We start from the raw sequence: 25,927 nt of genomic DNA, 5'->3' as shown, positions 1-25,927 counted from the left end.
CAACAGCTGCGACCGGTCAAGGTTCGATCGACGCTGGTCGAATTGCCGGCCACCGGGTTCCGGTTCGGCGACGACCCGGCACCCCGCCGCCGGGGTTCCCCCGGGGCCGGCGGTGCCGCCACGCTAAAATGGGCGGCGTTCGGCCACCTCAGGACCGGGTCGGCACGTTGCTTGCCCGAGATCGTGCGATCTTCCGGAAGCCACCCGAGGGGAGATCGACGACGTGAGGGACGACCGGGTGCCGCCGCACCGGGACCGGGACCGCAGACGGCGTGAGCTGTCCCAGAACTTCCTGCGCTCGGCGGCGACCGCCGACTGGTTCGTCGACCTCGCGGACCTGCACCCGCGCGGCCTGGTGCTGGAGGTCGGGGGCGGCGAGGGCGTCATCAGCCGCGCCGCCGCGCCGCGCTGCCGCGAGCTGGACGTCTTCGAGATCGACCCGGTCTTCCTGACCCGGCTGGAGCGGTCGCTCGCCCCCCACGAGAACGTCACCGTGATCGGCCGCGACTTCCTCTCCGTCCGGCCGCCGGACGAACCGTTCCAGGTGATCGGCAACGTGCCGTTCTCGATCACCGCCCCGGTGGTCGACTGGTGCCTGGACGCGCTGGCCCTCGACAACGCCACCTTCATCACCCAGCTGGAGTACGCGCGGAAGCGGACCGGCGACTTCGGCCGCTGGAGCCTGCTGACGGTACGCACCTGGCCGCTGTTCTCCTGGGAGCTGTGCGGCCGCATCCCCCGTACCGAGTTCCGCCCGGTGCCGAAGGTCGACGCGGGGGTCCTCCAGCTCACCCAGCGCAGCCGTCCGCTGGTGCCCCAGGGCAGGTTGCGCGCCTACGAGAGCATGGTCGAACTCGGCTTCACCGGCGTCGGCGGCAGCCTGTACGCCTCGCTGGCCCGCCGGTTCCCGGCCGCCCGGGTCGCCAGGGCGTTCGCCGCCGCCGGGGTGGAGCGGGACCGGGTGGTCGCCTTCGTGCACCCGTCCGAGTGGCTCGACATCTTCGCCTCGCTCGACGCCCGCAGGTGAGCGACCCGCCGCCCCGGCACGGCCTTCCGGTCCGGGCGCGGTCAGTCGAGGTCGAGCCGGGAGAAACCGGGCGGCGCGTGGCGCAACGCCTCGACCAGGCGCATCGCCTGCACCGCGTCGCCGATGTCGCCGCCGACCGGTCGGCCGCTGAGCACGGCGTCCGCCAGCTCGATCATCTCGCCGGCGTAGCCCTGCAGGACCAGGCTGTTGTTGTGGTCGGTGGGGATGGTGAAGTCCGGCCGCCACGACTGCATCATGGCGGGGGTGGTGCCGTCGGCGTCCGCCCACAGCGGGGCCGCGCGCTCGACCGTCAGCTCGGTGAGGTCCCGCACCCGGAGCAGGGTCGAGTCGCCGGCCAGTTCGAGGGTCTCCTGCAGGCGCGGCTCCAGGGCGGACAGGGCCAGCATGGAGGCCGCACCCGACGAGTGCTCCAGCGTCAACGCGATCACGTGCTGCCCGTCGCGCTCCGACAGGTGGACCGTGCCCGCGACGACGTCCCCCATGAAGAAGCGGGCCAGGTCGAGCGCGTGGATGCTCATGAAGACGAGGTGGTCGAGCAGGGGTGCCGTCCGGACGTGGGAGTAGTTCAGCCGGAGCATCGACGGCCGGCCGAAGTCCGCGCCCAGGGCGGCCTGCCGGGCGAGTTGGTAGGCGCGGGCGTACCGCTTCTGGAAGCCGACCATGACCTGACGGTCACCGGCTGCCGCGGCGAGTTCGCACGCCGCCCGGTAGCTCATCGCCGGCGGCTTCTCGACGAACAGGTGCCGCCCCGCGGCGAGGACGTCCAGCCCCACCGAGTGGTGCAGGCCGGGCGGGCCGACGACCGCCACCACGTCGACCTCCTCGGCGGCGAGCAGGTCCTGGTGGCGGGTGTAGCGGGCGGACGCGCCGTAGGCCTGCGCCACCCGCTCGGCGCGGGACGGGTCGGTGTCGCAGACGGCGACGAGGTCGATGGGGGCGAACCGGAGCGCCGGCAGGATCGCCATCCACGCGTGGCTGCCGCAGCCGACCAGACCGAGCCTCACCCGTGTGGTCATCCGAGCGCCTCCCCCGGTGGTGCTTGCCGGCCGGGGCCGAGCCGGTCGCCGATCACGTCGACCAGGGCCAGCGTCCGGGCCGCGCTGTGCAGGTCGGATTCGCAGGTCGCCGTACCCCGGACGACATCCTGGAAGTGCCGCAGCGCCGGACCGAAACCCATCGTGTCGACCGTCGTGTTCACCTGGTCGGGGATGGAGTAGTTCGGCCGCCACCGCTGCTCGGGGCCCTCCGCGGGCCGCAGCACGCAGGTGTCCACGTTGTCGACCAGGACCGAGCTGCCCGACCCGAACACCTCCACCGACTCGTTGTGCTGCTGCCAGCTCCCGGTGGTGCCGAGTTGCAGGCTGACCACCGCGCCGGACTCCGCCCGGGCGGCGACGGACAGCGCGTGCCGACCGCCGTCGCTGCGTCCCCGGGTCACGTGCAGGTCGTGGAGTTCACCGAGCAGGAACCGGGCCAGATCGAGATGGTGCACCGGGTTGTCGACCAGGTAGTCGTCAAGGCCGACGCCCATGTCACCCATGACGAAGGTGAAGGTGGCCAGCGAGGGCGCCCCGAACGAGGGATCCGCCAGCGCCGCCCGGGCCTGCCGGTAGGCCGGCGCGAACCGCTTCATGTAGCCGACCATCACCGGGACACCGGCCTCGGCGCTCAGCGCCGCGAGTCGGCCCGCCTCGGCCGATCCGCCGGCGCCCGGCTTCTCGGCGAAGACGGGAACCCGTGCCTCGACACAGGCCCGGATCACCTCGCCGTACACCGACGGGGGGAGGCAGGCCACCACGGCCTCCACCCCCTCGCGCCGGAGCATCTCCGCCGGGTCGGCGTAGGCGGCCCGGGCGCCGAACCTCGCCGCCGCGGCCTGCGCGGAGGACAGCCGCCGGGCACAGACGGCGGCCACGTCGAAGCCGAGCTGCACCAGGGCCGGGAGCAGCACCGAGGTCGCATGCCGGCCACAGCCGACGACGCCGACGCGCATCACGGCGACCGCAGAAGCCGGTGCAGGAACTCCCGGCCGCGGCCGCTCTCGGCAGCGACCTGGTCGGGGGTGAGCCGGCCGTCGAACTCCAGTTCGAGGCAGACCGGCCGGGGGTTCGCGGCGAGGAAGCGGGCCAGCGCCGGCCAGTCGTACTCACCGTCGCCCGGCGTGTGGTGGACGTCGCCGTCCCGGTGGTCGCGGGCCTGGACCCGGGTGATCCGGTCGCCGATCAGCCGCAGCCCCTCCGCCGCCGGCGTCCCGCCGCAGGTGGCGTGGCTGGTGTCGTAGGTGATGCCGAGGGCGTCCTCGCCGGCGATCTCCAGCAGCCGGAGCGCTTCCGGGACGGTCTGCGCGTTCATCCCCCGATGCGGCGCCTCGACGCTGACGGTGACGCCGTGCCGGTCGCGGCCCCGGCGGAACGCCTCACCCGCCACGGCGGCGGCCCGGCGCAGTCCGGCGTCGGTGTCCTCCCGTTCGCCGACGTCCAGGATCAGCTCGCAGCGCAGCCCGGCGGCCAGCTCCAGCAGGCGGTCGGCGACCCGGAGCAGTTGGTCCGGGTCGGCCGGGTCGTCGCAATAGATGCGGGGCGCTGAATTCAACGCGACCGGGCGGAGGCCGCAGCGGTCGAACAGCGCCGCGCTCCGGGCGACCGTTTCAGCGATGGGCGCCAATGGGTCCAGATGCGGGCAGAAATCGCCGAGAACGCCGATCTCGACCTCGGTGAACCCGATTGCGGCGATACGGTCGAGCGCATCCCCGATCGGGAGCACGCCGAACCCGATGGTGGAACAGGAAACCTGCATACCGCCCCTTAGCTCGTCCTCGCGGCAGGGCGATGGACCGTCGGGTGCTCCTGAGGCGACAGTAGGGTCACGTCCACCACTGGTCAACATCGCGACGGCCGGATGCCGGACGCGCGCCGTGGACCGCCCGGCGGCCGGCGCGGCGCGCGGTCCGTCCCGCCGGCGAGACACTCAGCGATTGGCCCTACATATTCACTCACGACTTTCGGTGAACGCGACGGCACCTTGACTCGCCATTGGCACGAATGTAGGCTCACCGCACCCGGCGCGAAATAACGACAGGGGGCCGCCATGAGCAGTGAGTATCACTCTACTCTCATCGCAAAAGCAATTGCCGAATATCCGAAGCTCGGCTATTCGATTCTTCCGGGATTCTTCACCGAGGAGGAGTTGGCCCCCGTTCTGGGCACGCTGCACGACACCCTTCCGGGGCCGGACGCCTTCGTGAACGGCTCCGCGGAGTTCCAGGAGTCGCACCGCACGAACTACCGCGCCGGCCTGGTCGACTGGCCGTACCCCAGCACCGAGCTGAGCCTGTTCGCGGTGCACCCGAAGCTGATCGAACTGTCCGAGATCCTGCTCGGCAGCCCGGACATCCGTATGTACAACGGCCACGCCTGGGTCAAGTACGCCGGGGCGTCCTACGACCAGGACCACCACCGCGACTACCGCGGGCACACCCCCGTCATCGCGTCCCAGGACCCGGAGTTCGCGCACGTCCAGTACTTCATCCTGCTGTCCGACGTGGACGAGGGGAACGGCCCGCCCATGTTCGTGGACAACCGGCTCGCCGAGGGCGTGCCGATGCACCCCCACCTGGCCCCCCGGGACGCCCACCCCGAGTTCTACGAGGCCGAGATCCCCGGCGTGGGGCCCCGGGGCACCGTCATCGCCTTCGACATCGACACCTTCCACCGCGCCACCGACCTCAAGCGGGACGGCGCGTCGCGGTACATGCTCCTGTCGTTCTTCCGACGGGCGGAGGCGAACTGGGTCGCCGGCCCGGGACGCGGCATCCTCACCGAGGACGCGGAATGGATCTCGTTCGTCGAGAACGCGAGCCGGCGGCAGTTGGACATGCTCGGCTTCCCGGCCCCCGACCACCGCTACTGGACCGACGAGATCAAGCAGGCCTACATCGGCCGTTACCCCCACGCGGACCGGTCCTGGCTGGGGTTGGCGTAGGACCCGCGGACAGCAGGTAGGGAGCGCCGGTGCGGCTGCCACACACCCCCGGTCTGGCCAGGCGGTCGGTCCAGCACCTCCGGTACCGGACCGGGCTGATCAGGTCGGTGCACGCCTTCCGCCGGGAGCCGGTGGAGCGGATCACCCTCGTCGTCCCGGACTCGCTCGGTGACATCGCCATCAACTCCGCGGTCACCAGGGCCATCCGGCTGCGGGGGGCACCGGCGGAGATCACGCTGCTCACCGACCGCAAGTACGCTTCGGCGGTCGCCTTCAACCCGGACTACGACGCGGTGGCCCTGCTCGACGGCTATACCGACAAGCCACCCTGGGCGCTCACCTACCAGGAGCAACTGGCCGCGGCGAAGGCGCTGACCCCGGCGATGGACGCCCTCGTGCTCTGCCAGCCGGGTGCCTGGTGCGACGCCCTCTGGTCCCGGTACCACTCGCTCGACATCCAGTACCGGCTGAGCGGCACCCCGCCGGCACTGCGCCGGCTCCCCCGGCTCACCGTCCCGGCGGGGGCCGCGGAGGCCGTCCGGCCGCTCCGGCAGCGGGCCGTCGGGCGCACCGCCTTCATCGCGCCCGGCGCCTTCACCCTGAAGTTCGGCGCGGCCGGCGAGCGGTTCTTCACCGAGCTGGCGGCGCGTCTCGTCGGAGCCGGCTGGCAGGTCTACTGGAACGGCGCCGAAGCGCCGTCGCCCGCCGGTGGGGCACCGGGTGGCGCGGGATCGGTCGTCGCCGTGGGTCACCTGCCGCTGGCGCAGGTCGTGGCCCTGGCGAGCAGCTGCGAGCGCGCGGTCTGCGCCCGCAGCGGTCTGGCCGACGTCATCACCTTCTGCACCCCGGAGCTGCCCCAGTACGTCCTGTATCCCCGGACCCGGTATCCCTATTCGCGCCGACCTGTCCGGGAGTGCTACTCGCTACGGGCGATGGGCGGGGTGAACGTCCACGAAAGCGAGAACTCACTGGACACCGACGCCGATCTGTCGGCCGAGCTGGCCGCCGTCGGACAATGGCTCGAATCCCCTCGGAAGCATACCGAGTCGACGCCGTGAGCAGCGCCGTCGATGCCCCCGGCAGGGTGGTCCCGCCGACTCTGGGCTTGCCGCCTGGCATTGATTAAGCTCAGCACATGCCAGTCTTCGACAATTTGGTCGCCGCCTATGCGGCGGAGGGCTATGCAGTTTCGACCGGCCTCAACCCGACCGTGTTCCACAATCTGCACAGCGTCCCGTTCACCTGGCTCGTCCGCGACGGCGTCGAGGTGGCGGACGGACTGGGGATCTCGCTGCCGGAGATCTACCTGCTGGAGTGCCTCGCCGCGGTCCGACCGGCCGAGTCGATCCTGGTGATCGGGAACTCTTTCGGCTGGAGCACGCTCGCGCTCGCGCTGGCACAACCCCAGGCACGGGTGGTCGGGCTGGACTCGGCCGCCGACCGGTTCTCCCTGGAGGGGCTCGAGTTGACCGCCCGGATCGCCGGCCGACTCGGCCTCGACCGGGTGTCCCCGGTCCGGGGAACGTCACCTGTCGACATTCCCGCCACCGTCGAGAAGCACCTCGGCGGGCAGGTGGATCTCGCCTTCGTGGACGGCCACCACACCAGCGACCAGATCGTCGCCGAGTACCGCGCGCTGCGCCCGCTCCTCACGCCGGACGCGATGGTCCTCTTCCACGACGTCCAGTACACCGGGCTGCAGGCGGGCTTCGACACCATCGTCGAGGAGTCCGGCTGGCAGGGCAGCATGCTCCACGCCACCCCGTCGGGCATCGGGTTCCTCACCGCCGATCCGTCACCCGCGCTGGCCAGGGTGATCGCGGCGTTCGCGACCGACCCGTCCGCCCTGGAGGTCGTCCGCAGGAAGGGGGAGCGCTTCGGTGCGGAGTTCGGCAGCTGAGCCGGACTCGTCGGTGGGTCGCCGCCCGGATCCGCGGTGACCGTCCCAGTCAAGCCGTCCGGTCCCCCGACGCCGGGTCAGCACGAGTGCGAGGGAGTATCCCGTGTCCAGGACGATCGTTCTCGGTATCAACTCGGCGCACGACGCCGCCGCCTGCCTGCTCGTCGACGGTGAGATCGCGGTGGCCGTCCCGGAGGAGCGGCTGGCCCGTACCAAGCACTACGAGGGCTATCCGCACCGCGCCGTCGACTACTGCCTGCGCTCCGCCGGCCTGGCCGACCTGACCGCGGTCGACACGGTCGTCATCAACGAGTACGTCAAGGACGACACCGGCCTGCTCGTCCGTCAGGCCGGCTTCACGGGGGACCTCGTGGTCAACCCGTCGCACCACCTGCTGCACGCCTACTACGCCTGGATGGCCTCGTCCCTGCACCGGCCGGCGGTGCTGATCCTGGACGGCGCGGGCTACCACTACGGGGAGTACCAGCGCCGGCAGAGCCCGATGCTGGGTCCGCCGCCGCCGTTCTCGGAGATGGAAGAGTCCGAGTCGATGTACGTGGTGCGCGACGACGAGGAGCTGACGCTGGTGCGCAAGCGCTGGGGCCTGTGGGCCTCCAGCGACCCGTTCCTGCGCTTCCCGAGCCTCGGGCACATGTACTCGGTGGCCTCCGAGTACATCTTCGGGCACATGATGCACGCGGGGAAGACGATGGGGTTGGCGCCCTACGGCGACGCGTCCCGGTTCCCCGACCCGATCATCGAGTACACGCCGGACGGGCTGGTCATCGACACGGAGTGGATCACCAAGGTGCCGCCCCGCTCGGCCGAACCGGCGCACCTCGACGACATCTGCCGGGACATGGCCGCCAAGGTGCAGGCCGAGCTGGAGCGCGCGGTGCTGTACCTCTGCCGCGAACTGCACGAACTCACCGGGGCCGACGAGCTGTGCGTGAGCGGCGGCGTCGGGCTGAACAGCGTGACCAACGGGATGATCCTGCGGGACACCCCGTTCAACCACCTCTTCGTGACGCCGGCGTCGGGTGACTCGGGGGTGGCGATCGGGGCCGCCCTGTACGGGCACCACCGCCGCACCGGACGCCGGGTGCGGTGGAAGGCCTACGACAACTACCACGGGCACTCCTACACGACCGCGCAGATGCAGCGCGCGGTCACCAGCCGTGACGTCCTCGTCGACGCCCGCCCGGTGACCGACCTCACCGGGCAGGCCGCCCAGGACATCGCCGACGGCAGGTTCGTCGGCTGGTTCGAGGGCGGCAGCGAGTTCGGCCCGCGGGCGCTCGGGCACCGCAGCATCCTCTGCGACCCCCGCCCGCCCGAGATGCGCGACCGGCTGAACGCGCTGGTCAAGTTCCGCGAGCCCTTCCGCCCCTATGCCGCGTCGGTGCTCTCCGAACACGTCGGTGACTACTTCGAGGCACCCGACGACGACCCCTTCATGATGACCGTCGTCCAGGTCCGGCCGTCGCAGGCCGACGTGATCGCCAGCGTCTGCCACGTGGACGGCACCTGCCGCATCCAGACCGTCGACCCAGACCACGCCGGCAGCTACCGCCGGCTGATCGAACGGTTCCACGAACTGACCGGCCTGCCGCTGGTGCTGAACACGTCGTTCAACATCCGGGGCGAACCCGTGGTGGAGACACCCGACGACGCCCTGGAATGCTTCCTCGGCTGCAACCTCGACGTGCTGTACCTCGACGGCCACCGGATCACCAAGTACGTCGCCCGCACCGCGGAGCACCCGGAACGGCTGGTGCCCAGGCTGGCCACGTCGCTGACCATCCGGGCGACCGTCGGCAACGACGGGGGCGCGGCGACCGAGCCCCGTTACCAGTGCCAGAAGAAGACCGGCCACCTCACCACGCTCTCCGCCGAGGAGTACGCGGTGCTGTCCCTGATGGACACCCGACGGAGCATCGCCGACCTCGCCGCCGCGCTGCCGGGGTGGACGACCGAGGACGCGGTGCACCTCGTCGCCGACCTCCAGGAGCGCGGTCTGGTCTACCTTGCCCGCCCGGCCGACGGCGGCTGAGCCGGCTACCGGCCGCGCCGCCGCACACCGGCCTCGGCCAGCGGCGCGAGCACCGGGCCGGTGACCGGCACGTCCCCCAGGGCGTCGTCGATCGCGGCGAGGACGTCCGCGCCGAGGGCGACGGAGGAGGCGGCGGCGTTGGCGTGCACCTGCTCGGGGCGGCTCGCTCCGGTGATCGCCGAGGCCACCTCGGTGCGCCGGAGCACCCAGGCCAGGGCCAGTTGCGACATGGTCAGCCCGACCGCGGCGGCGACGGGCCGCAGCCGCTCGACGGCGGCGAGCGTACGCTCGGACAGCAGCGGATCCATCGAACCGCTCCGCAGTTCGCCCGCCGCCCGGGAGCCCGGCGGCGGCGCCTGCCCGGGACGGTACTTGCCGGTCAGGACGCCCTCGGCGAGCGGCGACCACACGACGTGCGAGATGCCGTGGCGGGCACCGAGCGCGAAGAGTTCGGCCTCCGGCGCCCGCCACAGCATCGAGTACTGCGGTTGCGACGACACGAACAGGTCCGGCCCGCCGATCTCGACGGCCGCCTCGACCTGTTCCGTGGTCCACTCGCTGAAGCCGAGGTACCGGGCCTTCCCCTGCCGGACCACCTCCCGCAACGCCGCCACGGTCTCTTCGAGCGGGACGGTCACGTCGAACCGGTGGGCCTGGTACAGGTCCACGTGGTCGACCCGCAGCCGGCGCAGGGAGGCATCGATCTGCTTGGCGATCTGGGCCGCCGACAGGCCCCGGTCCGCCTCGTCGTCGGACATCTGGCCCCAGACCTTCGTCGCCAGGACGTACGAGTCCCGCGGGTGCCGGGTGAGGATCTCCCCCCAGGCCGCCTCGGCCGCGCCCCGACCGTACGCGTTGGCGGTGTTGAAGAAGGTGATGCCGACGTCGAACGCCGCCTCGGTGCAGCGACGGATGAGGTCGGTGTCGACGCCGACGGCGTACACCAGTCCCAGCGAGATCTCCGAGACCTCGACCCCGGAACCCCCGAGTTGTCGATAGCGCATCAGTCCACCCTCGTCTGCGTGCGGAGACGTCGGTCAGTGGGCAGCGTCCAGGGTCGCGCGCTGCCGTGGGGTCAGCTCCAGGTCGACGGCGGCGAGGCTCTCGTCGAGCTGGGCCACCGACGACGCGCCGACCAGCGGGACGACCGGTACCTCACCGCCGATCAGCCAGGCGAGCACCACCTGGTGCGCCGTCGCCCCGACCTCCTCGGCGACCCGGTGCAGGGCGGCCAGCCGGGTCGGCGTGCCCGCGTGGTCCAGGTCGGGATCGGTGGGCCTTCCTCCCCGGGCGTACGCGCCACCGAGCACCGCCGAGTAGGCGACCAGGGTCAGCTCCGGGTGCGCGCGGACGTAGCTCAGCAGGTCCCCACCGGCGTTGCCGGGCCGGCCGTCCACCGTGCGGAACCCCGGCGTGTCCGACCGTCTGCGCAGGTAGCTGTGCTGGTACTGGAGCACCTCGTAGCCGGGGACACCGGCGGCGGCGGCGAGCGCGCGGGCCCGCTCCACCCGCCACGCCCACTGGTTGCTCACGCCGAGCAGACCCACCGACCCGTCCGCGACCAGACCCGCGAAGGCCTCCACCACGTCCTGCTGGGGGACGGCCATGTCCTCCTGGTGCGCGTACAGCAGATCGAGCCGGTCCGTGCCGAGGCGCTCCATGCTGTCCAGCGCGGCCCGGCGGATCACCGCCGGCGCGAGCCCCTCGACGTTGCTCGGCTTGGCGACCTCGTCCAGGCTCAGCCCGTCGGCCACCGGCCGGTCGCCGACCTTGGTGGCGATCGTGATCTCGTCGCCGACGCCCCGGGACCGGCGCCAGCGGCCCAGCACGCTCTCGCTCTCGCCGCCGCGGGTGCCGGTCAGCCAGAACGCGTAGTTGTTCGCCGTGTCGACGAAGGTTCCGCCGGCCGCCACGTACCGGTCCAGGATGGCGAACGAGGTCGACTCGTCGACGGCGCTCCCGAACTTGATCGCGCCCAGGCCGAGCACGCTCACCGTCCGCCGGGTGGCCGGATCCCGGCCGATCGTGCGGTACCTCACCCGATCACCTCCTCGTCGCGGGTGGCGGAACAGCCGAGTTCGGCGGAGTGCGACCGCAGCTCCGTCGCCGCGTGTTCCAGGTCGCCGAGGTCGACGTCGTCGACGAACTCGACCTTTGCGATGTCGAGCAGCACCGGCAGCCGGAGCCGCCCGCCGCGCAACGCCGTCGTCGACCGCAGGGCGGACCGCAGCAGACCCGGATCGGCCAGGAGGGGATGCCAGAGCGGGAGCCCCAGCGTGCGGCCCAGCACCGACAGGATCTCCAGGCCCAGGTCGGGGGCGAGGTTGCCCCGCTGCATGGAGAGGACCACCGAGAGCGCCATGTCGATCCCGACCCACTCGCCGTGCGACAGGGTGGACCCCGGGGCCATCTCGAAGGTCGGTGAGACGGAGTGCCCGAAGTTCATCGTCCGCCACAGCCGGGCCTCCCGGAGGTTGTCGGCCAGCTCGGTGAGCATCGGCAGGATCGCCCGCCAGAGCACCTCCCGACCGACCGGATGTTGCATGCGTCGCTCCCGCAGCTCCCGGCCGTGCGAGATGAGCATGTGCCACAGCGCGACGTCCTCGGTGAGCGCGACCTTGGCGATCTCGGCCAGGCCGGCCGCCGTGTGCCGCTCGCTCTCGGTGGCGCACAGTTCGAGGCAGTGCAGCGCCAACGGGGCCGGGGCGAAGGTGCCCAGCGCGTTCTTGACGCCGGCGTGGTTGACCCCGACCTTGGCCGCGATGCCCGCGTCGCAGAGGCCGAGCAGGGTGGTCGGGATCCGGACCGCCGGCATGCCGCGGTAGAGCGTCGCCGCCAGCAACCCGCCGATGTCGGTGATCGTGCCGCCGCCGATGAGGATCAACGGCTGGCTCCGCCGGTCCAGGTCCAGGGAGAGCAGCCGGGCGGCCAGTTCGCTGTACTGGGTGAGGTTCTTGGACTCCTCGCCGCCGTCGGCCTCGATCCAGACCGGGTCGATGCCGAACCGCTCGAAGAGGCCGGCGAACCGGCTGCCGAAGAGGCTCCGGACGGTACGGTCGATGATCACCGCGCGCCGGCCGGGCGCGTTCGCGGTGGCGTACACCGGGTCGCTGAGCCGGAACAGGTCGGGCACCGCCTCCGGGGTGGCCCGGAGCAGGTCGTCGACGAACCGGACCCGCCAGGTCCGCCCCTCCGCCACGGACGTGGCGGTGATCCAGTCGCCATCGGTCGCAATCGGCACTTCGGCTGTCCTCCCTCTGGACTACGGGCCAGTCGCCCACCGGTATCCGACGGGGATGGGCGCCACCGTCTCGTCGGTGCCGGTGTCGAGCGGTCAGCCCGCCGGCCGGGCGAGCGCCGTCGGCCGACCGGAGTCGGCGGCGGCCGACAGGGCGTCGACGACCAGCGCGCAGCGGTACCCGTCCTCGAAGTCCGCGGCCGACTCCCGGACCGACGTGCGGCCCGCCACCGCGCGCAGGAAGTGCGCGGCCTGATGGGTGAAGGTCTCGGTCCAGCTGATCGGATGGCCCGGCTCCGGCCACCACATCGCCATGAAGGGGTCGGTGGGCCGGGTCACCTCGATGAGCGTCGCCCGGTGCCCCGGGGTGATGCTCCACAGCTCGTTGAGTCGCGGTGACTCCCAGCGCAGCGCCCCCTTGGTGCCGGTGACGGTGAACCGGCACTCGCTGGTGACCCCGCCCGCCACCCGGGAGCCCCGCACGGTGCCGTGTGCACCGGAGCGGAACTGCAACGTCCCGCTGAAGAAGTCGTCCAGCACCGCCGGGGACGGGTTGAGCTTGCCCCGCTGCGCCTGCACGGTCGTCGGTTCACCGGCGAACCAGAGCGCCAGGTCCAGGATGTGCGGCCCGAGACCCAGCAGCGCGCCGTCCTGCGGCGGGGGCGGCCACACCGCGACGTCGTCGGCGTCGTGCTCCGGCAGGCCGATGGACTCCAGGAAGGAGCCGTCGAAGGCGACCACCTCACCGATCTCCCCGGCGGCGACGAGATCGTGCGCGAGCCGGACGGCGGGCGCGAAGCGGAAGTTGAAGCCGCACATGTGCACCACCCCGGCCGCCTCCGCCGCCCGCCACATCTCGTAGGCGTCGGCCGCCGTCGCGGCCAGCGGCTTCTCGCACAGCACGGCGTGGCCCGCCCCGATGGCGGCCATCGTCGCGGCGTGGTGCAGCTCGGTGGGCAGGACCACGTCCACGGCCGACAGCCCCGGACCGTCGAGCTGCGCCCGCCAGTCGGTGAACGCCTCCCGGTAGCGGTACTGCGCGGCGGACCGGCGGGTCCGGCCGGGGTCACGGCCCGAGAGCGACCGCAGCTCCACCGGCGGGAGGTCCGGCACCAGCAGGCCCGCGACCACCAGAGCGAGTGTGTGTGCCCGGCCCATGAAGCCGTTGCCGACCATGGCCACCCCGACGGGATCGGCCGGTGCCCGCACGATGTCGTCCCCCACGTCTCCGAACCTACCTACGGGATTTGAACTGATCAATGGAATGCTCCTCCCGTGGGACGACCCGCCGTCACAGGGCCGGGTCGATGTCGACGCGCAGCCCGCCGAGGCCCCGGTCGCGCGGCAGGTTCACCGCGTACGCGGTCGGCAGCCCCGAGGGCTTGGCGTCGTTGACGACCACCCGCTCCCCCAGCGGCAGCCCGAACATCGCCCGGTCCACCCGCAGGCCGAGCCGGGCCAGCAGGTCGAGGGTCCGGGCCCGCTCGCTCTCCGGACGACCGGTCATCACCACCACGACGTCGTCCGGGGCGATCTGCGCCCAGAAGCCGGCCGCGCCGTCGAGGACCTCGTCGTCGCCGCCGAGGTAGGCGTTGTGCCGGAACACCACGCCGTCGAGGTCGACGATCCACACCTTGGGCAGCTCGCTGAGCGTCAGCCTGGGTCCTGTCATGCCGCCTTCTCCAGCAGGTAGACGCCCTGGTAGAAGGCGCCCATGGCGGAATCCACGTCGTCCAGCGCGTACCCGGTCAGGGACAGCCAGATGAGGGCGTGGATGACGTCGACGTCGCTGCCGAACCACCCGGTGCGCTCCCGGACGAGCGGCCCCTGCCGTTCCCACCCGTTCGAGGCGATCCGCAGCGTGACGACGTCACCGGCGACGGTCAGCGCGAAGTTCCGGCGGTTGAACTGGTCGTAGTTCCCCTCGACCGAGTACAGCAGCTTGGACCAGTCGTAGCGGGGGTCGCCATAGCAGGTGGCCCGGCCGAACGTCCCCCGCGGATCGATCAGCCAGATGCCACCGGCCCGGTCCACCAGGGTGTTGGAGAACGTCGGGTCTCCGTGGACGAGCGCGTGGTCGACCGCGGGCAGCCGGTCCATCGTCGCGGCGAACCAGTCCGCGTGGCGCGGGTGCAGCGGATTGCGGCAGGTGCGCCCGTTGATGACCAGCGAGGGCCGGTCGACGTTGGGCAGCAGCCGGCGGACCGAGGCCAGCCGGCTGACCGTCTTCTCGTGGTAGACCATCCGGTCCGACTCGGGGTCGGGTGGCGCGGGGCTGAGGGCGTGCAACCGCGCGAAGCAGTCCATGATGCCGGTGACCACCCGCGCCTGGCCGTCCGGCGTCAGGTCCAGGTCGAACGGGTGGACGCCGTCGATACGCTCGATCGTCAGCGGCGACCGGCCGCGCAACCGTGGAACGTGCGGAAACCCCAGGTCGGTAACCGTCTCGTACCAGCGCGCCTCGGCCTCGATGAGGTGGTCGTACTGCCGCAGCCGGGCCGCCTTGACCACCACCTCGTCCCGGATCTCCACCTCGTTGAAGAAGCGGGCCGTCTGCCCCCCGTGCTCCTCCGCGTACCCGCGCACCGCCTCCAGGGTGCCGAACTCCCGCATCCCGGGCACCACCACGGTGTCGACGGGGGTCGACGACGTCCGTAGGTGCCGGACGAACTCGCCCTGCTCCGGCAGCTCGGGCAGGTGCTTCCGGGACGGGACCGCGAACAGGCCGGCCACCCCGCGCCGGTCCGACGCGACCTCGACCAGCCGGCCCCGGTCGTCGACGCTCCACCGGCAGCGGAACCGGTCGCTCAGGCCGACCAGCACCCGGTCGCCCAGCTCGGCGGTGGGGAACTCCGCGAAGAACAGGTCGCACCAGAGGATCAGGAAGGCCGAGGTGTCGTCCACGACGGACACCGCCGTCGACAGCCCGCTCAGGGTGCCCTCGCCGGTCGCCCGGACGACGACGTGGTCGACCTTCGGGGGCACCGTCGCCAGGTACGCCGCCAGCACGTCGGCGTGGTGGTCCGCGACGATCACGAACCGGGCCCGGGGCAGCTGGCGGAAGAGCCGGTAGAGCAGCGGCTCGCCGTCGACCGACAGCAGGCACTTGGGCTTGTTGGCCGTGAGCCGGCCGAGCCGGGATCCACGTCCACCGGCCTGCACGATCACCGAGGGGATCTCGTCCAGCCTCATCTGACCCGCACCGGTCCGAGGCCGATGGTGCCGCCCGGGTGGGTCCTGCGGAAGGCCGATTCCGACAGCCCCGCCGCGCTGGCGAGTTCGGCGGCGAGCGACTGGAGCAGGCCGAGGAAGCAGACCGAGGAGGCGGTCGGCGCGAGGTCGAGGTGGTCGGCCTCGCTGACCATCGGGACGTGGACCCCGCCGCGGCAGCTCGTCGCCAGCGTGGAGCCGGGGGCCGAGTGGATGGCGAGCGTGTTGGAGTGGCCGACCTGCCGGCACGCGTCCAGGAAACGGAGGAGTTCCGGCGTCTCACCGCTCTTGGAGATGAGGATCAGCAGATCCTCCGGCCGGAACAGGCCCATGCCGCCGTGCAGTGCCGCGACGGGGTCGGCGCTGACCGCCCGCAGGGACAGCGAGCTGAACGTCGAGGCCACCTTGTCGGCCAGCACCAGATTTTGCCCGACGCCGCTGAAAATCAACAGGCCGGTGCAGCGACGCACCATTTCCACGGCCCGGTCGACCTCGGACCCGTCGAGATTGTCGGCCGTGTGCTGGAGATTCTCAATCTGGCATCGCAGACTTTCTCGCCAGGATCCGTTTCGAGCTGACACTGTATTCCAGCCTCACCGGCGGCGCCCGCCGCCTTGCTCCTTACTACCCTTCGGCCACTGCCCGTGCAAGGGTCCGCACTTCCGCCGGCTAATGGTCCGCGAACCGGTTTATCATTTGTTCGACGTGCCGTTCGTAACTGTGGTTGTCGACGAGGTGTTTCTCGAGTTCCGCCGGCTGGCCGAAGCGCCGCGGATCGGCCATCACCCGGTCGAGGGCGGCCCGCAACGCGGCGACGTCGCCGGTCGGCACCACCAGGCTGGCGGCCACCTCCGGCACCTGTGTGCGCAACTCCTCGGTCACGACGATCGGCTTGGCGAAGGTCAACGCGTGGACCAGCGCGCCCGAGACGCCGCCGTGGGCCTCGAAGCCGGCCAGGTAGGGGAAGACCACGACGGCCGCCCCGGCGATGAGCTGGTCCAGCCGATGGTCGTCGACCCACCCGGGTTCCCACGTCACCCGGGCGCGGGGGAACGTCCCGGCCAGCCAGTCCGCGTCCTCGGGCACCTCCAGCTTTCCGCCGATCCGCAGCCGGTGTCCGCCCGAGCCGACCGCTTCGAGCAGCACGCGGATTCCCTTGTACCGGTTCCCCCGTCCGATCAGCAGGACGTACGGTTCGTCGCCGTCCGCGCCGGCCGGCGCGGCCGCAGCGGCGGCGAAGCGACGCCGGATCGCCTGCTCGGTCGCCGCCGGCCAGCCCAGGTGGACGATCCGGTCGGCCGGTATCCAGCGGGACGCCTGACGGAGACCGGCCGAGGTGTGCACGACGATCGGATCGGTGGCCGCGAGCCGCCTCAGGACGCCGACCGCGTCGCCCTGTTTGACGGCGTTGATGCCCCCCATGGTGCCCTCGATCGCGCCCGGACGGTGCAGCGTGTGGGCCATCCGGATGCCGTGCCGCGCGATCGGGAAGGCATCCCAGTTCTCGTCGAGGAACAGGTTGACCAGGACGTCGGCTCCCTGCCGTACCGCGTCCGCGCAGGCCGCGCCGAGATTGGCCCGGGCCGGTCCCGGGGTGCGGTCCACGTCGCCGGTCATCGGGTGGTGGATCAGCCCGGTCAGCCCTCGACGGCCCGCCAGGAAGCTGTCCGGGCAGTAGATCGGCGCCCGCGCCGCCCGGCCCAGGCCGACGATGTGGTCCGGATGGTGACCCGGCACCTCCCCGTAGTCGTCGAAGAAGGCGAGCCTCATCGACCGGCCTCTGTGGGTTCACGCATCTCGTCCATCCTCACCATGGCTGTCGGTCGGATCAGGGTGTGTCCCGCTGGCGGGACCGGTCGGGTCAGATCCGACCGTCCCGGACCGCGGTGGCGATCCACGGGATCACCACGTCGAGCATCTCGTCGAGACTGGTGGTCGCGGTGAAACCGAGGAGTCTCTCCGCCTTGCCGACGTCCGGCACCCGCAGCTGGACGTCGTGCTCGAAGGGGGTGTCGTGGACCAGTCGGAGGGGGACCGACGGCCCCTTGACCCTGCGCCAGATGGCCCCGGCGAGCTCGGCGACAGTGGTGGACTCGGCGGTGGAGAGGTTGAAGTCCTCGTTCAGCGCGGCCGGGTGTTCCATCGCGACCACGATGCCGCGGGCGAGGTCGGCACCGTAGGTGTAGTGCCGGACCTGCCGGCCGTCGCCGAGGATGTGCAGCGGATCCTGACCCTTGAGCACCTTCTGCACCAGGTCCGGCACCACGTGGGACATCGCGAGCTTGACGTTGCCCGAGTGGACGTCGTGGTGCCCGAGGGCGCGGGTCTCCCCGATGCCCACGCAGTTGAACGGCCGCACGATGGTGTACGGCAGCCCGTACTGCTGGTGCGCCGCGCGGGCGTAGTACTCGACCGCCAGCTTCTGGAAGCCGTACGACGACACCGGCGGGGGGACACGGCGTTCGTCACCCTCCTGCGACGGCCACCGGTCGGTGGACTCGAACACCATGGACGACGACAGGTAGGTCACCTTCCGCAACCGGCCCTCCTGGTGCGCCCGGATGGCGGCGTCACAGGAGGACGCCATGATCCGTTCGTTGGTGGCGAGCAGGTCGTAGGCGTACCGGTGGAAGTAGGAGATCCCACCGATCATGGCCGCTCCGGCGATGAAGTGATCACAGTCGGTGAGCAGCTCCGACAGGAGGTCGGTGTCGCGGGCGTCACCCTCGACGAAGCGGTACGCCGGGTGCTGGTCGTACTCGCGGGAGACCCGACCGTACTTCGAGTAGTTGTCGATGCCGACGACCTCGTGCCCCCGGCTCAGCAGCTCCTCGACCAGGTAACCACCGATGAATCCGGCCGATCCGCTGACCAGCACCTTCGGCATCCGCCACGCCTCCGTTCGTCGATGTCTGCGAGCCGGTCGGCAAAACCGGTGTCCCCTGCGTCCCCGTCGGCGCTCAGATCAGCACGCCCCGGCCGGTGAGGCCCCAGATGTCGATCACCGGGGTCGCGGCGGGAAGGTCGCGGTACTGCTCGTGCGGGGCGGCGATGACGAGCAGTTCCGCGTCGGCCAGCACCCGCTCGTGCGGTACCAGCCGTTGGTCGTCGACGAAGGGATCGGCACACAGCACCGCCGCCGCCTTGAGGAGCAGGATCTTGCGGAGCCGGTAGGCCAGTGACTCCCGGGGGTCGTCGCTGCCGCCCTTGAAGGCCATGCCCAGGATGCCGACCCGCATGGTGGACAGGTCGAACCGCTCCTCCAGCCGGGCCACCACGTAGTTGGGCAGCCCCTCGTTGACCAGCATCGCGGAGTGCCCGAGCGGGAAGTTGTTGCCGTTGAACGCCGCGAGCTGCATGGTGTCCTTGAACAGGCAGGGTCCGGCCGCGAACCCCGGGCCGGGCAGGTCGGCCGCCCGCGGGTAGTCGTACCGGATCGCCTGCCGGACCCGCTCGAAGTCGAGGCCCGAGTCGTTCGCGATCATCCAGAACTGGTTCGCCGCCGCGAACTTGATGTAGCGCCAGCTGTTGGTGAACAGCTTCGCCAGCTCCGCCTCCTCCGGGGTGAGCGGCACGATCTGCGGGGTCAGCGAGCGGAACAGCGTGGCGGCCCGCGCGAACGCCCGCGGGGTCCGCCCGCCGACGATCTGCGGGAGTTCGAAGAGCTCCACCAGCGCCCGGCCCTCGGCGATGCGCTCCGGGCAGAAGGCCACGTCCACGTCCGGCAGGCCCAGGCCCGCGATCAGCCGCTCGGCCATCGCGGTGACCCCCGGGTAGACGGTCGAACGCAGGGCGACGAAGTGGCCGGGGCGCAGGAAGGGGGCGTAGCGTTCCAGGGCCGTCGACACGGCGGTCACGTCGGGGCTGAGGTGCTCGTCCACCGGCGTGCCGACCACCACCACGAGGTGCTCCGACTCGCTCACGCAGGACGGGTCGACGGTGGCGCGCAGCGCGCCGGAGGCGAGCACGGAGGGCAGCAGCTCGTCGGCCCCGGGCTCGGCGAAGGGCATCCGACCCGCGTTCACCAGGTCGACCGCGACGCCGTTGACGTCGCACAGGACGACCGAGAGGCCGCGTGCCGCGAAGGCCAGCCCCAGCGGCAGGCCGACCCGCCCGCACCCGCCGATGATCGCGACGTCGGTGACGAACCGGGACGTGTCCACTGCTCTCCCCTCGACGAGTTGACCCGTATCGATCATCGAAGCGGTGGCGCATCCCTCTCGTATCACCGGTCCACGAGGGGGACTCTATCGATCACCGGCAGCTCAGGCAATCATGTTGATCCATGCCATACCACGATCGGAATCAATGGTGTCGCACCCGGCAAAGCAACCACATCGCCGTCGGCCCACCACCCTCCCGGTGATCTTTTCGCCCTGGCCAGCGGCACATTGCCCAGCTTGTTGCTCTTGACTTTCCCCGGTGGTTTCCGGCGAGAATGGATCTCTCGCCTTTGGACGATCTTGTTCGGGAGAATGGGTACGCCGACGTGCCCCGACCCCGTGCGCCCCACCCGATGCCAGGCACGAGCGACGGTAACGGTAGAGGTCGGTGATACCGGATGGACTTCCGACGCTGCACCGGACACGGACACCGGCCACCGGGCCGGATCCCCGCCGGGATCTCCACCCGACGTGCGGTCGACCAGACTCTCCGTCCGACCGACGACCCACCGGACGGCTGCGGATGACGCCGACGGTCCCGACGAGGGAAGGCGGTGACGTGGCGGTGCATCCCTCCACCCGGACCGGACCACCGAAGACCGCCCCGCTCGACGTGCAGTTCGACATCCTCGCGACCCCACGCACCGGGATCGAGTTCCCCGAACACCTGCCGTACGAGAAATGGCTCGGCATCGGCCGGCGGCTGGCGGCGGTCAGCACCTGGTCGGCCTGGTGTCTGGGAGACTGGCTACTCTACGGGGAGACCGCGTACAGCGGGCGCTACAGCGACGCCATCGAGCAGACCTCGCTCGACTACCAGACCCTGCGCAACTACGTCTGGGTGGCCCGACGTTTCCCGCTGTCCCGGCGGCGCGACGCGCTCAGCTTCGCCCACCACGCGGAGGTCGCCCGGCTGAGCGAGCACGAACAGGACTTCTGGCTGCGCAAGGCCGAGAAGCTCTCGTGGTCGAGAAACCGGCTGCGCAAGGAGGTCCGGGCCAGCATCGCGGAACGGTCCGCCGAGGCGATCCCGCCCGGGCCCGACGAGGCGAACCTGGACGACCGGGGCCGGGCCGGTGACAGCACCCACATCAAGGTGCGGTTGTCGCCGGAGCAGATCCGGTCGTACAGCGCGGTGGCCGAGAAGCTCGGGCACAGCCTGGAGGAGTGGGCGATCGGCGCGCTCGACCGGGCCGCCCGCGAGGAGCTGGCGGTCGGCGGCCCCGACCGGCCCGCCGGCGAGGCACCGGGACGCCCCGCGGACCCCCGCCGGGACGGCCTCTTCGCGGGAATCGGCTGACCCGCGCTCAGCACGCCGGTCCACGCGGCTTTCCCGCGCCCGGGGCGCCTGCGGCGTGGCCCGGCGACCGGCCACGAGATCGCAAAAAGCCGGCACCAGTCCTGGACTGGTGCCGGCTTTGCGTCTACGCAAGTGGAGCCGAGGGGACTCGAACCCCTGACCCCCACACTGCCAGTGTGGTGCGCTACCAGCTGCGCCACGGCCCCTTGCGGTAGTCCCGGTGTCCCGGGCACGGAGAGAACTATACACACGCCGCGCCGCATGGTCATCTCGCGGGGGTACCCCCGGACCGGCCCCCGGGGACGCCTGGTGGATCAGTTCAGCGCCACGTCCGGAGGGAAGTGCGCGACCGCCGCCATCATGCCGCCCTGCCGGCGCAGCACCATCGGCCAGAGGTCGTCCGGACGGTCGACGAAGGCGTCGCCGGGCAGCGCGTCGAGCACGAACCAGGACCCGTCCTCGATCTCCTGCTCCAACTGCCCTGAGCCCCAACCGGAGTAGCCGGCGAAGACCCGGATGCCGCCGATGCTGTCCCGCATCCGCTCCGGATCGACCGACAGGTCGACGGTGCCGACCGCGCCGGAGATCGGCTGGAAGCCCTTCAGCCGCCGCATCGGGTGCCGCATCCGGGCCAGGCAGATCGCCGACTCCGGCTGCACGGGACCGCCCTCGAAGAGCACCGCCGGGTGCCGGGCCAGGTCGCTCCACTCACCGAGGACGTCCGCGACCGGGACCTCGGTGGCCCGGTTGAGCACCACCCCGAGCGCCCCGCCGGCCTCGTGGGCGACCAGCAGCACGACCGTACGGTCGAAGTTCGGATCCTTGAGGGCCGGTGTCGCGACCAGCAGCCGCCCGGTCATCGACTCCACGGCACGACCGCTGATCGCCGGTCCCTCCCCCTGCGTGTCGGACATCGTCAGCCGCGCACCGGGTCCGACAACCGGGCACCACCGACCATCCGTGCTGTCACCGCCATGCCTGGCACCATAGCCTGCACCCAGTGCGGTGGCTAAGGTCTGACCGACAGGTGATCGAGGGCGGTCGAGGGAGGGTCGATGGTTCCGACGGCGGAGATCGCGGTGATCGGCGGTTCGGGGCTGTACGCGCTGCTCGACGACGCGACGGAACACCAGGTGGAGACCCCGTACGGCGACCCCTCGGACGTGCTCACCATCGCCTCGGTGGGCGGTCGGCCGGTGGCCTTCCTGCCCCGGCACGGGCGTGATCACCGCCACCCGCCGCACCGGATCCCGTACCGGGCGAACATGTGGGCGCTGCGGGCCCTGGGGGTACGCCAGGTGCTCGCCCCCTGTGCCGTCGGCGGGCTCCGCCCCGACCTCGGCCCCGGCACGTTCGTGGTGCCCGACCAGCTGGTCGACCGCACCAGCGGCCGGGTGCAGACCTACTACGACCAGGGCGCGGTGCACGTGGCGTTCGGTGACCCGTACTGCCCGGTGGGGCGGCGTGCGCTGCTCGACGCGGCGGCCGGACGGGACGTGTCGGCGGTCGACGGCGGCACGGTGGTGGTGGTCGAGGGCCCCCGCTTCTCCACCCGCGCGGAATCCCGCTGGTACGCCTCGATGGGCGGCACGGTGGTCAACATGACTGGCCACCCGGAGGCCGTGCTCGCCCGCGAACTCGCCCTCTGCTACACCTCCATCGCCCTGGTCACCGACCTGGACGCCGGGGTGGAGGCAGGCGAATCGGTCACCCAGGAGGAGGTCTTCCGGGTCTTCGGGGAGAACACCGACCGGCTGCGCGGCGTACTGCTGGACGCGGTGGCCGCCCTGCCCACCGACCGCGACTGCCCGTGCGGGCACGCGCTGGACGGCATCCGGACCCCGTTCCCGCTCCCCTGAGCCACTGCCCCACGCCACCCCACGGACGCAGGTGACAGCCGGCAAAGCACCCGAACCGCCGCCTGCCGCCCGGTAGATTCGGCAGCTCGGGGGCGGATCACCGGATCCCGACGGGCAACGGCACGGGCCGGCGGGGGACACGGAGGCGGGGGCGATGGCGACCGTCCGGGAGACCACCTACGACCTGCTCCGTGCCCTCGACCTGACCACGGTCTTCGGCAACCCCGGCTCGACCGAGGAGCCCTTCCTCCAGGAATTCCCGGCCGACTTCCACTACGTGCACGCCCTGCACGAGGGCTCGGCGGTCGCCATGGCCGACGGGTACGCACAGGCCACCGGCCGGCCCGCCCACGTCAACCTGCACACCGCCCCGGGCACCGGCAACGGCATGGGCAACCTTGTCACCGCCTGGCACAACCGGACCCCGCTGCTCGTCACCGCCGGGCAGCAGAGCCGGGAGATGCTGCTGATGGAGCCCCGACTGGCCAACCGGCAGCCGACCGAGCTGCCCCGGCCGTACGTGAAGTGGAGCCACGAGCCGGCGCGGGCGCAGGACGTGCCGGCGGCCTTCATGCGGGCGTACGCGACGGCGGCGCAACCGCCGGCCGGCCCGGTCTACCTCTCCCTGCCGCTCGACGACTGGCACCAGCCGGCGGACCCGCCCCCGCAGGTGCGGACGGTGGCCACCAGGTTCGCCCCCGACCCGCGCCGGCTGCGGGAGTTCGCCGCGTCGTTGTCGGCGGGCCGCCATCCCGTGCTGGTGCTCGGCGCGGCGGTGGACCGGGCCGACGCCTGGCCGGTGGCGGTGGCGGTGGCGGAACGGCTCGCCGCCCCGGTCTGGTCCGCGCCGGCACCGGAGCGGGCCGCCTTCCCCGAGCACCACCCGCACTACCGGGGGGTGCTGCCGTACGCGATCGCGCCGCTGGCCGCGCAGCTCACCGGGCACGACGTCGTGCTGGTGGTCGGTGCGCCGGTGTTCCGCTACTACCCCCACGTGCCCGGTGACCACCTGCCACCGGGAGCCCGGCTGCTGCACGTCACCGACGACCCGGACGAGGCGGCCCGCGCCCCGGTCGGCGACAGCCTGCTCGGCGACGCCGGGCTGACCCTGACCGCACTGCTGGACCTGCTGCCGGCGACCGACCGGCCGCCACCCGCGCCCCGCCCGACGCCGCCGCCCCCGGTGCCGGCAGATCCGCCGGACGCGGACGCGCTCTTCGCCGCCCTGGCCGCCTGCTGGCCCGCCGACGCGGTGCTGGTGCAGGAGTCGCCGTCCAACCTGGCGGCGCTGCGTCGTCGGCTCCCGGTCACCAGGCCGGCGTCGTACTTCACCATGGCCAGCGGCGGGCTCGGCTACGGGCTACCGGCCGCCGTGGGCATCGCCCTCGCCGAACGCGACACCGGGCGGGGACGGCCGGTGGTGGCGGTGATCGGGGACGGTTCCTTCCACTACTCGGTGCAGGCGCTGTGGACCGCCGCGCGGTTGCGGCTGCCGGTGGTCGTGCTGGTCCCGGTGAACCAGCAGTACGCCATCCTCAAGGCGTTCGCCGAGCTGAAGTCCACCCCCGGCGTGCCCGGCCTGGACCTGCCGGGCCTGGACCTCACCGCCGTCGCCCGCGGCTACGGCTGCGCCACCCGCGTCGTCGACACCCTGGACGACCTGCCCGACGCGCTGACCGGCGCACTACACGCCGACCAGCCGACCGTCCTGGCCACCCCCATCAGCACCAAGATCCCCAAACTCCTCTAACCCCCACCCACCCCCTCGCCCCGTCTCGCCCCGATGCGCCCCGGTGATCAAGAGGTTTGGGTCAACTCTGGAGATCAACATGACGCAAACTTCTTGATCACCGGCCCGGGTCGTCGTGGTCCGGGAGGCCCGCGGGGGTAACGGGTGGTGGTGGGTGGGTCCGGGGGCGGGTCAGTGGGCGGCGAGGGTGAGCACTCGACCGGTGGCGACGTCGAGCACCGGGCGCGTGCCGAGCGGTGCCGCCAACGTCACGGTGACCGGCTTGAGCACGGCGAGCTCGATGCACTCCCCGGTGCCGGGGACCGTCCCACCGCCGACCACCACCACGTCGTCACCCTCCCGCACCAGGGCGGCGGGTCCGCTGTCGCAGGCCCCCAGGGCGACGTCGTACGTCAACCGGTCGCCGTCGACCCGTCGGAGCCGGTCGACGCCGGCCACGCCGCCCGGAAGGGTCCGGCTCGGGGTCGCCGGCACGGGCACGGCGGTGACCGCCCGGGGGGCCACCGCGAGCCGGGCCACCGCAGTGGTCAGCTCCGCCACGGTGAACAACCAGGCCGGCACCGCCGCGATCCCCCGGCTGGTGCGTATCTCGGCGGTGCCCAGGGTCACGCCGGTGACCGTGAGCGGGACACAGGCGGTGGCGGCCCGGGTGGCGACCGGATCATCCGGCCGGCCGGCGACGGTCGGCGAGGGAGCCGGCGGCACCCGGGGCCGCCCCTCGCACGGCGGCGGATCCCCCTGGTCCAGTTGCCGGTACGCCTCGGCCGCACTGACCAGGGGGACGCTCAGGGCACCGTCCGGAAAGCGGATCGCCGCATCCGCGGGGACGACGGTCGGGAGTTCGATCTGATCCCGGTACCAGCCGGAGCGGAAGGCCGTCTCGGTGTCGGCGTCGAAGCCGGGATCCCCGGTGAGCACGGTGGCGTCCTGCAACGGCAGGTACCCGGTCGACCAGTCGGGGCCGGGCCGCCACGCCCCGGCGACCTCGGCGGCCCGCCGGTCGAATTCCTCCCCCTGCCGGTCCGCGCCACCACTAGCTCCACCCACCACCGCCCCACCCGACGCAGCCCCACTCGGCACGGACCCACCCGACGCAAGCCCACCCGGCACGGAGCCCGCCGGCGCACACCCCGCCGCCCCCACCAGGATCCCCAGCCCCACCAGCACAAGTCGACGCATACCCCCTGAGACGCCCACCCACCCCCACCGGTTCCCACCCCACCCCCTCCCTCCATCTCTCGCCCCACCCCCTCCTCCCTCGCCCCACTCCCGCCCCCCGCCCCGGTGATCAAGAGGTTCAGGTCAGCCGCCGAGATCAAACTGGCCTGAACCTCTTGATCACCGGGGCGAGAGAGGCGGGGGGTAGGGCGGCCGGGGGGACCGGAGTGGGGGCAGGGCCGCGGGGGTGGGAGTGGGAGGAGGGGG

At 72.0% G+C, this 25,927-nt stretch carries 23 protein-coding genes and 1 tRNA gene; 8 read left to right on the top strand and 16 right to left on the bottom strand.

The window, feature by feature from the left end; genetic code table 11:
• The first annotated feature begins 223 nt into the window (after positions 1-223).
• A complete protein-coding gene (erm, locus tag O7625_RS12945; protein WP_282346100.1) occupies positions 224-1,027 on the top strand; it encodes an ErmE/ErmH/ErmO/ErmR family 23S rRNA (adenine(2058)-N(6))-methyltransferase in 804 nt (267 codons plus the stop codon).
• Between the two features lie 41 nt (positions 1,028-1,068).
• Here erm and O7625_RS12940 read toward each other — a convergent pair whose 3' ends face one another.
• From O7625_RS12940 to O7625_RS12930, 3 genes are read right to left on the bottom strand one after another with little or no spacing between them, the layout of a single operon-like run.
• Positions 1,069-2,064, bottom strand: a complete 996-nt coding sequence (locus tag O7625_RS12940; protein WP_067302008.1) for a Gfo/Idh/MocA family oxidoreductase — start codon at positions 2,062-2,064, stop codon at positions 1,069-1,071.
• Positions 2,061-3,041 (bottom strand): Gfo/Idh/MocA family oxidoreductase, encoded by a 981-nt coding sequence (locus O7625_RS12935; RefSeq protein ID WP_282346099.1) that lies wholly within the window; start codon positions 3,039-3,041, stop codon positions 2,061-2,063. The genes O7625_RS12940 and O7625_RS12935 overlap by 4 nt, the downstream gene beginning before the upstream one ends.
• Entirely contained in the window at positions 3,041-3,844 is an 804-nt protein-coding gene (locus O7625_RS12930; RefSeq protein ID WP_282346098.1) for a sugar phosphate isomerase/epimerase, read from the bottom strand. Before O7625_RS12930 ends, O7625_RS12935 begins: the two co-directional genes overlap by 1 nt.
• A 291-nt stretch (positions 3,845-4,135) precedes the next feature.
• Here O7625_RS12930 and O7625_RS12925 point away from each other — a divergent pair, with 291 nt between their 5' ends.
• The 4 genes from O7625_RS12925 to O7625_RS12910 all read left to right on the top strand — a co-directional run bounded on the left by O7625_RS12925 (position 4,136) and on the right by O7625_RS12910 (position 8,982).
• Entirely contained in the window at positions 4,136-5,029 is an 894-nt protein-coding gene (locus O7625_RS12925) for a phytanoyl-CoA dioxygenase family protein (RefSeq protein WP_282346097.1), read from the top strand.
• A 29-nt stretch (positions 5,030-5,058) separates the two neighbouring features.
• Positions 5,059-6,087: a hypothetical protein gene (locus tag O7625_RS12920; protein WP_282346094.1), complete on the top strand. Its 1,029-nt coding sequence runs from the start codon at positions 5,059-5,061 to the stop codon at positions 6,085-6,087.
• Between the two features lie 77 nt (positions 6,088-6,164).
• Positions 6,165-6,929 (top strand): class I SAM-dependent methyltransferase, encoded by a 765-nt coding sequence (locus tag O7625_RS12915; RefSeq protein ID WP_282346092.1) that lies wholly within the window; start codon positions 6,165-6,167, stop codon positions 6,927-6,929.
• A 103-nt stretch (positions 6,930-7,032) separates the two neighbouring features.
• On the top strand, positions 7,033-8,982 hold the full coding sequence (locus O7625_RS12910; RefSeq protein WP_282346090.1) for a carbamoyltransferase C-terminal domain-containing protein: 1,950 nt from the start codon (positions 7,033-7,035) through the stop codon (positions 8,980-8,982).
• Positions 8,983-8,987: 5 nt separating this feature from the next.
• On the opposite strand, the gene O7625_RS12905 is transcribed toward O7625_RS12910, so the two are convergent.
• From O7625_RS12905 to O7625_RS12860, 10 genes are all read right to left on the bottom strand, one after another.
• On the bottom strand, positions 8,988-9,986 hold the full coding sequence (locus O7625_RS12905; RefSeq protein ID WP_282346088.1) for an aldo/keto reductase: 999 nt from the start codon (positions 9,984-9,986) through the stop codon (positions 8,988-8,990).
• A 33-nt stretch (positions 9,987-10,019) separates the two neighbouring features.
• Positions 10,020-11,021: an aldo/keto reductase gene (locus O7625_RS12900; protein WP_282346086.1), complete on the bottom strand. Its 1,002-nt coding sequence runs from the start codon at positions 11,019-11,021 to the stop codon at positions 10,020-10,022.
• Entirely contained in the window at positions 11,018-12,223 is a 1,206-nt protein-coding gene (locus O7625_RS12895; RefSeq protein WP_282346084.1) for a 2-epi-5-epi-valiolone synthase, read from the bottom strand. Before O7625_RS12895 ends, O7625_RS12900 begins: the two co-directional genes overlap by 4 nt.
• A gap of 93 nt (positions 12,224-12,316) precedes the next feature.
• Entirely contained in the window at positions 12,317-13,444 is a 1,128-nt protein-coding gene (locus O7625_RS12890) for a Gfo/Idh/MocA family oxidoreductase (protein WP_282346083.1), read from the bottom strand.
• Positions 13,445-13,511: 67 nt separating this feature from the next.
• Entirely contained in the window at positions 13,512-13,892 is a 381-nt protein-coding gene (locus O7625_RS12885) for a hypothetical protein (RefSeq protein ID WP_089004031.1), read from the bottom strand.
• Positions 13,889-15,412 (bottom strand): NTP transferase domain-containing protein, encoded by a 1,524-nt coding sequence (locus tag O7625_RS12880; protein ID WP_282346081.1) that lies wholly within the window; start codon positions 15,410-15,412, stop codon positions 13,889-13,891. The genes O7625_RS12885 and O7625_RS12880 overlap by 4 nt, the downstream gene beginning before the upstream one ends.
• Positions 15,409-16,011 (bottom strand): SIS domain-containing protein, encoded by a 603-nt coding sequence (locus O7625_RS12875; RefSeq protein ID WP_282346080.1) that lies wholly within the window; start codon positions 16,009-16,011, stop codon positions 15,409-15,411. The genes O7625_RS12880 and O7625_RS12875 overlap by 4 nt, the downstream gene beginning before the upstream one ends.
• An 88-nt stretch (positions 16,012-16,099) precedes the next feature.
• Positions 16,100-17,200 carry a glycosyltransferase gene (locus O7625_RS12870; protein WP_282346078.1) on the bottom strand — a complete coding sequence of 367 codons (1,101 nt, stop codon included), beginning with the start codon at positions 17,198-17,200 and terminating at the stop codon, positions 16,100-16,102.
• Positions 17,201-17,291: 91 nt separating this feature from the next.
• Complete coding sequence (locus tag O7625_RS12865; RefSeq protein ID WP_282346076.1) at positions 17,292-18,317, bottom strand: NAD-dependent epimerase/dehydratase family protein; 1,026 nt, start codon at positions 18,315-18,317, stop codon at positions 17,292-17,294.
• A 73-nt stretch (positions 18,318-18,390) separates the two neighbouring features.
• Positions 18,391-19,593, bottom strand: a complete 1,203-nt coding sequence (locus O7625_RS12860; RefSeq protein WP_231932773.1) for a nucleotide sugar dehydrogenase — start codon at positions 19,591-19,593, stop codon at positions 18,391-18,393.
• A 559-nt stretch (positions 19,594-20,152) separates the two neighbouring features.
• Here O7625_RS12860 and O7625_RS12855 point away from each other — a divergent pair.
• Entirely contained in the window at positions 20,153-20,893 is a 741-nt protein-coding gene (locus tag O7625_RS12855; RefSeq protein ID WP_282346074.1) for an LmbU family transcriptional regulator, read from the top strand.
• A gap of 133 nt (positions 20,894-21,026) precedes the next feature.
• Here the strand turns inward: O7625_RS12855 and O7625_RS12850 are convergent.
• Positions 21,027-21,099 (bottom strand) — tRNA-Ala (locus O7625_RS12850).
• A 108-nt stretch (positions 21,100-21,207) separates the two neighbouring features.
• Complete coding sequence (locus tag O7625_RS12845) at positions 21,208-21,807, bottom strand: YqgE/AlgH family protein (protein WP_067301959.1); 600 nt, start codon at positions 21,805-21,807, stop codon at positions 21,208-21,210.
• Positions 21,808-21,948: 141 nt separating this feature from the next.
• Here O7625_RS12845 and O7625_RS12840 point away from each other — a divergent pair, with 141 nt between their 5' ends.
• Positions 21,949-22,752 (top strand): S-methyl-5'-thioadenosine phosphorylase, encoded by an 804-nt coding sequence (locus O7625_RS12840; RefSeq protein WP_282346070.1) that lies wholly within the window; start codon positions 21,949-21,951, stop codon positions 22,750-22,752.
• A 154-nt stretch (positions 22,753-22,906) separates the two neighbouring features.
• Complete coding sequence (gene mdlC / locus O7625_RS12835; RefSeq protein ID WP_282346069.1) at positions 22,907-24,502, top strand: benzoylformate decarboxylase; 1,596 nt, start codon at positions 22,907-22,909, stop codon at positions 24,500-24,502.
• 171 nt (positions 24,503-24,673) lie between these two features.
• Here mdlC and O7625_RS12830 read toward each other — a convergent pair whose 3' ends face one another.
• Positions 24,674-25,681: a hypothetical protein gene (locus tag O7625_RS12830; protein ID WP_282346068.1), complete on the bottom strand. Its 1,008-nt coding sequence runs from the start codon at positions 25,679-25,681 to the stop codon at positions 24,674-24,676.
• Between the last annotated feature and the right edge of the window lie 246 nt (positions 25,682-25,927).

The organism is Micromonospora sp. WMMD714 (genome assembly GCF_029581315.1).
Taxonomy (GTDB): domain Bacteria; phylum Actinomycetota; class Actinomycetes; order Mycobacteriales; family Micromonosporaceae; genus Micromonospora; species Micromonospora rifamycinica.
This window is presented reverse-complemented; position numbering and strand designations above follow the sequence as displayed.

Coding starts and splice junctions, on each gene's coding strand:
- O7625_RS12940 (WP_067302008.1), bottom strand. CDS start 2,064: ATGACCACACGGGTGAGGCTCGGTCTGGTCGGCTGCGGCAGCCACGCG.
- O7625_RS12935 (WP_282346099.1), bottom strand. CDS start 3,041: ATGCGCGTCGGCGTCGTCGGCTGTGGCCGGCATGCGACCTCGGTGCTG.
- O7625_RS12930 (WP_282346098.1), bottom strand. CDS start 3,844: ATGCAGGTTTCCTGTTCCACCATCGGGTTCGGCGTGCTCCCGATCGGG.
- O7625_RS12925 (WP_282346097.1), top strand. CDS start 4,136: ATGAGCAGTGAGTATCACTCTACTCTCATCGCAAAAGCAATTGCCGAA.
- O7625_RS12915 (WP_282346092.1), top strand. CDS start 6,165: ATGCCAGTCTTCGACAATTTGGTCGCCGCCTATGCGGCGGAGGGCTAT.
- O7625_RS12905 (WP_282346088.1), bottom strand. CDS start 9,986: ATGCGCTATCGACAACTCGGGGGTTCCGGGGTCGAGGTCTCGGAGATC.
- O7625_RS12885 (WP_089004031.1), bottom strand. CDS start 13,892: ATGACAGGACCCAGGCTGACGCTCAGCGAGCTGCCCAAGGTGTGGATC.
- O7625_RS12880 (WP_282346081.1), bottom strand. CDS start 15,412: ATGAGGCTGGACGAGATCCCCTCGGTGATCGTGCAGGCCGGTGGACGT.
- O7625_RS12870 (WP_282346078.1), bottom strand. CDS start 17,200: ATGAGGCTCGCCTTCTTCGACGACTACGGGGAGGTGCCGGGTCACCAT.
- O7625_RS12865 (WP_282346076.1), bottom strand. CDS start 18,317: ATGCCGAAGGTGCTGGTCAGCGGATCGGCCGGATTCATCGGTGGTTAC.
- O7625_RS12845 (WP_067301959.1), bottom strand. CDS start 21,807: ATGTCCGACACGCAGGGGGAGGGACCGGCGATCAGCGGTCGTGCCGTG.
- O7625_RS12840 (WP_282346070.1), top strand. CDS start 21,949: ATGGTTCCGACGGCGGAGATCGCGGTGATCGGCGGTTCGGGGCTGTAC.
- mdlC (WP_282346069.1), top strand. CDS start 22,907: ATGGCGACCGTCCGGGAGACCACCTACGACCTGCTCCGTGCCCTCGAC.
- O7625_RS12830 (WP_282346068.1), bottom strand. CDS start 25,681: ATGCGTCGACTTGTGCTGGTGGGGCTGGGGATCCTGGTGGGGGCGGCG.